The 9,222-nt window shown below is 36.3% G+C and carries 8 protein-coding genes and 1 pseudogene; 2 read left to right on the top strand and 7 right to left on the bottom strand.

The annotated features are described in order from the left end of the window. Positions 1-329: 329 nt before the first annotated feature. Entirely contained in the window at positions 330-560 is a 231-nt protein-coding gene (locus Q5O30_RS04965) for an MATE family efflux transporter (protein ID WP_021952651.1), read from the top strand. Further along, entirely contained in the window at positions 557-1,711 is a 1,155-nt protein-coding gene (locus tag Q5O30_RS04960) for an MATE family efflux transporter (RefSeq protein WP_370553106.1), read from the top strand. The genes Q5O30_RS04965 and Q5O30_RS04960 overlap by 4 nt, the downstream gene beginning before the upstream one ends. 89 nt (positions 1,712-1,800) lie before the next feature. On the opposite strand, the gene aroB is transcribed toward Q5O30_RS04960, so the two are convergent. From aroB to Q5O30_RS04925, 7 genes and pseudogenes are all read right to left on the bottom strand, one after another. After that, the gene (gene aroB, locus Q5O30_RS04955) at positions 1,801-2,913 is read right to left on the bottom strand and encodes a 3-dehydroquinate synthase (protein ID WP_021952649.1); all 1,113 of its coding nucleotides are present in this window, start codon (positions 2,911-2,913) and stop codon (positions 1,801-1,803) included. A 99-nt stretch (positions 2,914-3,012) separates the two neighbouring features. Further along, a complete protein-coding gene (locus tag Q5O30_RS04950) occupies positions 3,013-3,780 on the bottom strand; it encodes an SDR family oxidoreductase (RefSeq protein WP_021952648.1) in 768 nt (255 codons plus the stop codon). A gap of 74 nt (positions 3,781-3,854) precedes the next feature. Next, complete coding sequence (locus Q5O30_RS04945) at positions 3,855-4,178, bottom strand: cupin domain-containing protein (protein ID WP_302624382.1); 324 nt, start codon at positions 4,176-4,178, stop codon at positions 3,855-3,857. Between the two features lie 36 nt (positions 4,179-4,214). After that, positions 4,215-6,329: a leucine-rich repeat protein gene (locus Q5O30_RS04940; RefSeq protein ID WP_021952646.1), complete on the bottom strand. Its 2,115-nt coding sequence runs from the start codon at positions 6,327-6,329 to the stop codon at positions 4,215-4,217. Between the two features lie 12 nt (positions 6,330-6,341). After that, on the bottom strand, positions 6,342-7,235 hold the full coding sequence (locus tag Q5O30_RS04935) for a hypothetical protein (RefSeq protein ID WP_021952645.1): 894 nt from the start codon (positions 7,233-7,235) through the stop codon (positions 6,342-6,344). After that, positions 7,228-8,385, bottom strand: coding sequence for a radical SAM protein (locus Q5O30_RS04930; protein WP_021952644.1), 1,158 nt, complete (start codon positions 8,383-8,385; stop codon positions 7,228-7,230). The genes Q5O30_RS04935 and Q5O30_RS04930 overlap by 8 nt, the downstream gene beginning before the upstream one ends. Positions 8,386-8,399: 14 nt before the next feature. Continuing rightward, positions 8,400-9,222: pseudogene (locus Q5O30_RS04925) on the bottom strand (hypothetical protein); the annotation flags it as partial.

Below are 9,222 nucleotides of genomic sequence, written 5' to 3'. Positions count from 1 at the left end.
AATCTTTCTTTTCCCGGTTTGTTTCTTTAGTTCAAGTCGGGGAAGGGGCGATTTCTAAATGATTCCATCAAAATAACCCCAACGTCAAAAAAATCCAACGCCCAATAACCACAATGTCCAAAAAATTTTGGCTGAAGTAGAAATAAACTTTTCACTTCAACAAAAAATTTCAACATTTTTTGATTTAGTTGTAGACATATTTTTTATTAGTGATAGAATAAAGTGATATTTATCGGAAGGGGGCAAAACAGGGAGTTTTTTCGGGTATTTCACTTGGTATCTAACCTCATACTTTGTAATGTATCTCCCTGTTGTTTTTACAAAAATTTATGGGACAAGTTACTATCGATAACCGTGCTTTTTATAAGCAGATTCTGGTACTGGGAGCGCCTGTTGCTCTACAGAACTTTTTTCAGGCATTAGTTAATATGCTTGATGTTTTTATGATTGGACAGCTAGGTGCTGCCGAGGTTACTGCCGTAGCCATGGGAAGTGGCTGGATTGGACTTTTGTTCTATCTTTTTAATGGAATAACTGCCACAGGCGGCGGTTTTATATAATAACTGCCACAGGCGGCGTTTTTATATCCCAATATTGGGGAAAGAAAGATACCAGGTCTATTCATCATTATATGGGACTGATGTTTATATTAAACCTGACGTTTTCCATTATATTCGCCATATTTACGGCATTATTTTCGGATACGATTATGTTGCTTTACTCGAAGGACCCTGAGGTTATAGCCCTTGGAAGTTCTTATATGAAAATAATGAGTATTTCATGTGTCCTTATCGGACTTATAAATGTATGTTCCATATCTTTAGTAAGCACGGAAAAAACATTTATAACAATGCTTGGAACAATTATTTCTCTTTCAACAAATACAATTTTTAACTACATACTTATATTTGGAAATTTTGGTGCTCCAAAGCTTGGAGTCCGTGGTGCTGCCATAGGTACAATTATTGCTCTTACCCTTGAGCTTCTGTTTTTATATGGCGTATCCATTATAAAGAAGTTTCCGATTTGTGCACCGATAAAAGAATATTTCCAGTTTTCCTTTAGTGATGTAAAAAAATACTTTCACTACGGAACATTTCTTATTATGTGTGAAGTTGTATTTGCCATTGGAAATAACATTTACAATATCGGATACAAATACACCGGAACTGCATCCCAGGCGGCTTTGCAGATTGTAAACACCTTTACCCAGTTAGCAATGATTCTATCTCAGGGAATTGGAACTGCTGCCGGAATTATGCTTGGTAAATTATTAGGCGAAAATAAATTAGAGTTGGTAAAGGCCTACAGCAGACGATTTATGGTTCTTATACCGGCAGTTGCATTTGTTCTGGGAATAATTATAGCATTATTCTCACCACTGCTTCTTAGTATGTTTAATGTAGGCGAGGAATCCTTAGGCTATGCTCAAAAAATGATGGTTATTTTTGCTTTGACCATGCCATTTAGGGCAGAGAACTTTGCCATTGTAGCAGGTATTTTAAGAAGCGGCGGAGACAGTCTGTATTGCTTCTTGGCAAACTTTGTAGGCAACTGGCTGGTGGGAATCCCTATGGTATTCCTTGGTGCAGTTGGACTTCATCTTCCGGTATACTGGGTTTACCTGATGGTTTCCGCTGATGAATTAGGAAAAATGGTGGTAGGAATGCCTAGGGCGTTGTCCTACAAATGGGTAAAAAATATCACATAATTAAATAAATTATGTTGCACTCTAAAATAAAAAAGTGAATCAAATCTTTTTTCATTTAAATAAGCTGTCGCCAATGCGACAGCTTATTTTTACATATCCATAATAATTTCTCTTGCTACACTTTCTTCAACCTGTGTTGCATAAACTCCCGGCGAGAACTCAACAATAGCTCCGATTCCATTTTGAATAACAAAACGTAATTTTCCATCCTTAACTTTTTTATCAGTATAAAGCTTCTTTACTAAAGCTTCCCTGTCTATGTAATCAGGAATTTCTGTTGGAAGCTGTGCCTTTTGATATAGGTTTATAACCCTTGTTCTCTCTTCCTCTGTAACATATCCCATTTTCTTTGCCAGATTTACCTCTGCCACCATGCCTATAGCCAATGCTTCACCGTGAAGAAGCCGGTAATCGCTTACAGTTTCAATTGCCCTTCCAACGGTATGACCTAAATTAAGAACCTCCCTAAGTCCGCTTTCCCTTTCATCCTTCATTACAACATGATATTTTATACGGCAATTTTCCTCTGCAACCTTTTCGCAAACATCTTTATCCACAGCCATTATTTTATCAATATTCTTCTCTAAATATTCAAAGAAATCACTGCTGGCTAAACATGCATGTTTTATGGTTTCTGCCAAGCCACTGGATAACTGTCTCTTTGGAAGAGTTTTCCATGCGGCAATATCAATGTAAACCTTTTGGGGCTGATTAAACATTCCAATAAGATTTGTGGCAAGAGGAGTATCTACTGCGGTTTTGCCTCCAACTGATGCATCAGCAGAAGCAAGTAATGTGGTGGCATAATTTATAAAAGGTACGCCTCTTCCATAGGTTCCTGCCACAAAGCCTGCCAAGTCCGTAACCACTCCGCCGCCTACTGCTATAATACAGCAATCTCTGCGGTATCCCTTTGAAAGCATTGTATCTTCCACATACTCCTTTGTCTCTCTTGTTTTACTTTTTTCACCGGCTTCAAAAACAATCAAATCTGTCTTAAATCCTGCTGTTTCAATTAACTTATGTATTTTTTCACCATATAAATCCTTAACCACAGAATCTGTTACAACTACATATTTCTTTATATTCCCTACAAGACCGGCTTTTAAATCTAAAATTAACTTTTCTTCCAAAGAAAAACCAATTTCAATATCATAACTGTCATCCACTACCTTTTTTAATTCTACGTTAAATGTACTCATATTTGTCCTTTCCTAAAACGCCCTAACATAGCTTTGTCAAACGTCTAACGTAATTTTCTCTATTGGTGCTTTGCGAAATGCTCTAATATAATGTAATCTTTAGTTCTTTGTCTTTTTCTTCTGCTGCATTGCAACTATTTTAAGCAGACTTTGCTTTGGCAAAAGTTTTTGTCCCATTATGCATATTTTCATTTTTAATGAAGGTACAATAATAACCTTTCTCTTTTTCATTCCCATTAAAGCTTCCTTAACACAGTATTTAGGAGTAATTCCTTTAAGGGCGAAAATAACGTCTGCCATTTCATTAAATTCCGTGTCTACAGGTCCGGGACACAGCGCCCCCACATAGATTTTACTGCCCTCTTCTTTTAATTCCTGTGCCACCGCCTGGGTAATACTTGTAACATACGCCTTTGTAGCATAATATGTCGCCATATAAGGCCCTGCCGGAAGAAGCCCTGCTGAGGAGGCCACGTTTAAAATTCTTCCATAACCCTGGACTTTCATTTTTTGAAGGACTTTTTTAAATAAAATATGCATTGCCCTGATATTTACATTAATCATGGAAACTTCCTTTGCTAAATCCGTATCCTGAAAATTTCCACAGGTGCCAAAACCTGCATTATTTATAAAAACATTAATGTCCCTATGAGATATTTTTTCCCATAACTGATAACACTCCAATTCGTTAGACAAATCAGAGACAATAATCTCACAGGGAACTGAAAGTTCCGATGCCAACTTTTCCAGCCTGTCCTTTCTTCTTGCAGTAAGGATAAGGCTGTAGCCCATTTTGGCAAAAGCTCTGGCAAACTCCATTCCAATTCCGGAACTTGCACCTGTTATAACAGCTGTTTTTGTTTTCATGAAAAAACCTCCTTGCATAATATGTAGAACCTCTTCCCTGCGGTCAGAGGCATTTCGTCGGAAATATTTTTACACTAGAATGAAACAACTAATTCCATCTTGAATTTTTCTTCCCCAAAAACTGCATGAGGAACATCCTTTGGCATAATAAGTGATTCACCTTCTGTTAAGGTGAACACCTCTCCACCTACTGTAAAACGGCCTTTTCCGTCAAGTACAGTAACCATGGCATCTCCACCTGATGCATGAGTTGATATTTCCTCTCCCTTATCGAAAGAAAAAATGGTAACACTTACAAAATCGTTTTGAACCAAAGTCTTGCTAACAACCTGTCCATCCTGATATTCAACTAAATTCTTTAATAATATTTTTTCCTGTTTTGGAATATTCTTGTACAATTTGCCTCGTCCTTTCATAAAAGCCTATGGCTTAACCTATTTTTTAATTTTAACCTTTTTAGAAGTCCATCTACTATAATATACCTTTTTACCGACTTTTTTATAACATCTTACCTTTACATACAGAACTTTTTTGTTCTTTATTTTGCTGCTTTTAACTGTAAAGACATTTTTCTTAACTTTCTTAGTTACGGTTTTTGATTTGGCATATTTCTTAGAGCTTGAAATTTTAATTTCATATCCGCTTATGCCTTTTATCTTCTTAAGGGATATTTTAACCTTGTTTGAAGCTAATTTTTTGCTGAATTTAGACACTTTTGTCTTTTTAACAGTCACTTTACCTACAGTGGTGGTTTGCTGTTTTTTAGTGGTAATATTTCCCCCTCCGGAAGTCTTTGTAGTGGTTTCCGGCTGCGTAGGAGCCACTGTTGTAGGCTTCTGTGTTGGAGCCACTGCCGTTGGTTCGCTCCCCGGCTCTGTTGCCGGCTGTGATGTTACATGCTCGCTGCCAAGCTCTGTAGTTGGCTCTGCTGTCGGTGCCTCTGTGGTTGGCTCTGTAGTTGGAGCTTCTGTTTCATCTTCCTTAATAAGCTTCACTGCTACATCAAAACTTCCAATAGCGTTTTTATCCTCAAATTTTGTATCAAGGAAATATACCTTATTGGCTTCAAGGTGATAACTGATAAAGAAATTGCTGTCATAATTTCCGTCAGAAAGTTCCCCTCTGTCATCATTTTCTAATAAGAGATTTTCATCTACATCATAGAGAGCTGCCCATGTATCTGTATCATCACCTATGGAATAAATATTATAATCCCCTGATTTAGCCGGAATAAATCTTAAACGGCTGGTCTGATTCTTTTCAACAACATTTACCGTGGTGTTCTTTCTTGTGGTTAAATCCTGTATATTTAACTGAGTTACCACTACAATATCATATGTTGTTGTTTTTCCTCCATACTCAACAGTAAGAGTTCTTCTTTCCACCTTGTCAGAGGCAAAGCCCTTAACTGAAAAGCCTGAACTTTTAATTGCACTGGTTCCGTCTACATAATTAACCTTTATTTCAAGACCTACACAATTAAATATATCACCTATAGCAAATACAGTTTTCTTTGGATATTCTGATATTTCAATAGAACTAACCTTCTTCTCTGATAATTCACTAAACTGCAAATCATTTCTTTTAGCGTATGTATCTGCTGTAGATGCAGCATATCCGCAAATTGTAACGTTGCTATTATTTAAAATGTCATTTATCTTACATTCACTGTTTTCTATAGTTAATTTGCTTAATTTATCGCAGTTATAAAAAGCCATATAGCCGATTTCACTAACAGAGTTTTTAAGAACTACTTCTTCAAGATTTGCTGAATTGTAAAAGGCATTATCGTTTATGATGGTTGAGCCATCTATTGTTACTGATTTGTCCTCTCCTGCAATTGTATACTTAATAAGCTTCTTTAAATCCTTTGAATACAGACAGCCGTCCTTTGATGCATAATAGCCATTACCTGTGGCAACATCAAAGTTTTTAATTGACTTAGCACAATAAAAGGGTTCATATTCACCCATGCTTCTAAGTCCTGCCGGAATGGTTATGTTTTCAAGATTTTGACTGTAGTCAAAGGCATAGTCACCAAAACTTCTAACTGTTTCAGGAATTGAAAAATCTGTATTTTCCCTGTTTGCAGGATATATTAATAGTGTCTGCATATTTTTTGTGTACAAAACACCATCTGTTGACTTAAAATTTTCATTTTCATCATCTACTAAAATCTCTTTTAAACTCTGACAATTTTCAAACGCATATTCTCCTAAATTGGTAATGGTTTTTGGAAGACTAACACTTTCTAAAGCACTACTTCCAAGGAATCTTCTACTATTAATCTGTGTAATTCCCTCTTCGATAATAAGTTTTTTAAATGCTATTTCAGAAAAAGGTGAACTACTCACCGCTCCTTTACCACTAATTGTCAGTGTTTCACTGGCACTGTCATAGGACCACTGAGCCTCACTTCCACAACTGCCTGATGTAGCGCTGTCAGCATAGACAGTGTTAGCATCAGTTGTAAAAACAGATGGTGCCGGGGAAAAAGCCATGGCAACTACCATTCCCCAGGTAACTATTTTCTTAAACTCTTTTCTCATAACCTTACTCTCCTATTCCTCTGCTATTTGTACATCCACTATTACACTGGTATTGGCACTAAAATGATTAGCCACTGATGTAACAGTTTTCTTACCTTCTATGTTTTCAAAGGGCACTCTGTAAGTTATACCTCCCATAAATGCTCCACCTGACTGCACATATTTATAATAAACATACACCTTCTTATAGGTTTTGTCTGTTTTGTTTTTAAGCTTGAGATTTCCGTTTTCCTTAATTACTTCAAACTTATCCTCTAACAAATCCGGGGCATCTAAGTAGGCATTAACTACAGTTCCGTAAGAATAATCGTCCTTATCACTGTATTTTCTCTTATTAGATTCCAACACCAAAGCCGATGTATGAGGCAACAGATTAGTTACTCTAAAGGTAGCATTTTCCTTGTCACTAACTTTAAAGGTAATATCACCTACCTGTAACATCTTGTCAGATGTATTGGATATAATAATGGCTGCCACCTTTTCTATAGGCTCATCGCTGCCATCCTCTAAATAATTTCCTGTATAACTTCCCACTTTTTCAATAATGAGATTGCTGTCTGATAATTCTACCTTTTCACTTTTTTTATCGTCTTTATTACTTTTCTTATCTTTCTGATTAGTTGTAGAATTTTTTACGCTTTTTTTAGTTGTAAATCCCTGAATTTTGTCAACTTCCAATGTATTCTTTCCCGGCTCTACATAGTCCTCTACTCTGGTTACATTATTAGTTATGCTTTCTAATTTCTCAGGGCTTAAAGCAGTATTCTTTTGTGCTTCTTTTTTCATGCTTTCTACTTCGCTCTTGTTATTATTGGCGTTTTTAAAAAACAGTATAGTTCCTACTAACAGTAGCACCACGCAAACAACTATAACAATTACAATTATCTTTTTATTTTTGCTATTCATCTTCATTCTCCGCCTTTGCTAATGATTCAATATTATTTACAAAACTCTGGCATTGTCTTAGGTACTCACGGGTTATTCCACACAAATATTCCGGTTTTACAGTGGAATCACCATGACCTTCTGCAACAGCTAAAGCTCCACAAACGGTACATGCATTTCTATGCTCACACCGGGTGCAGGCTTTGGGTAAAAAGATCTTGTCAGTTTCCTTCACTATGTAATCCCAGCACTCATCAAAGGATTTTTCTTTGGGATTTACAACAGGCTGATTCATCATTCCACAAGGTGTCATACGTCCATCCCATGTAATCCAGAAAGAACATTTTCCTGCTATGCACCCCATGTTTTCTTCCTCAGCCACAATGCAGCCATCATCTTCATCTGCTCTAAAACCCTGTTGCATTCTTTTAATAAACCAATACAAAACTCCACTATCCATTTCAGCCATTTTGGTTCTAAAAAGTGCCTGTCCCGCTTCTTCTTCCGTGAATCTTAAAACCTCATTTTCACTTTCAAAGCGTCTGATAGGTGGAAACATATACACCATAGGCTTAACTTTTAATTTCCGCTTCTTTGCAAAATCGTATATAGCCTCTATATCGCATACATTGTAAGGTGTGAAGCTGGCATTTATTGCTACCGCTATTCCCGCTTCAAGCAACCTGTCAATGGCAGCGGTCACCTTATCAAATCCATATGGATCACCACATAAACGACTGTAAGTTTCATTACTTCCACCATATAAAGTTATTCTGATTTTTGATGGTGGACATTTTTTCAGCCAACAGACAACCTCATCAGTAATTAATATGCCATTAGAATTAATGGTAATTATAAATCCCATTTTATTCAATTCAGTATATATTTCTTTAAAATCCTTTCTGAAAAAAGGCTCCCCACCTGTAAGTAAAAGAAACAGCATGCCCTTATCCCTGCACACTTTTCCAAAATCTATCCATTGATTTGCCGTCCATTCCCTGCCGGCACTACACATTTCCTTCTCAGACATTCTGATGTAGCACATTTTACAATTCAGATTACATCTGGGTGTCAATTCAAAAGAACCATGTATCGGTGCCCTGTCCTTCATGGCTTTTAAATACAAACCGGTTCTAAGGTTGGGCTTAAAAGGATTATTCAAATCACTCACAAAATTTCTCCTTATTAAAATACCGTATCACAAACTAACTTTACTGCTTCTTCGTCCGGCAGACAGGTTAATTCATATACCGGTATCCTGCTAATAATTTCTTCTATAATATTCATGCTAATATTTGACAGCTTATCATCCCATCTGGCAAGAGAAAATCGTGGAAACATATTTCTATACAATTCCATTCCCACCAACTGCCTAATAGAATTTTTTTCTCCCTGTTTAAGCAAAATAATTGCTTTAATAGGTGCAGACTCATTTCTAAATATCTTAGAACTTCCTGCATAAGGAGAACCATAAACATTAGTAATATCCTTAGAAATATCTATAGTAGCCCTGTCACCATTAAGTATATCAGCATTCATGTATTTTTTCCACAAGTTTGCCTGAGTTGATTTTCCAATCTCTGAAGGTCCACTAAAAAGGATTGCCTGATTTTGATATTCAACTACGGAAGCATGCATAATAATGCGGTTGAAAAGAAGTAAAACCAAATCAATATCAAGGCTACTCATTAAAAGTCCTGGACCATTAGTTAATTCAATAAACTTTCTATCAACATAAATTTGTGCTTCCTTTGATTCTATGTCAAACACTGTACTTATTTCCAGACTACTGTCATCTCCCATTTTGTAACTGAAATAAACACAATATTTGCTGTTGTTTATATATATTTTTCTGATATTGTTTTCAAATATCAGAGTGCCTTTATCACTCTTCAACTCACTTTCCACCATGATTCTATATTTGAAATCTGCTTCCTTTTCATTGTTACATATAAAAGGCACCATATTTTCGGGTACCTCCTTATAAGGGAATCCTTCAATTTCAATT

It is taken from the genome of Eubacterium sp. CAG:161 (assembly GCF_000432355.1).
Classification (GTDB): domain Bacteria; phylum Bacillota; class Clostridia; order Lachnospirales; family Lachnospiraceae; genus Eubacterium_G; species Eubacterium_G segne.
The sequence above is the reverse complement of the archived record's forward strand: the minus strand, read 5'-3'. Positions and strand labels throughout refer to the sequence as shown.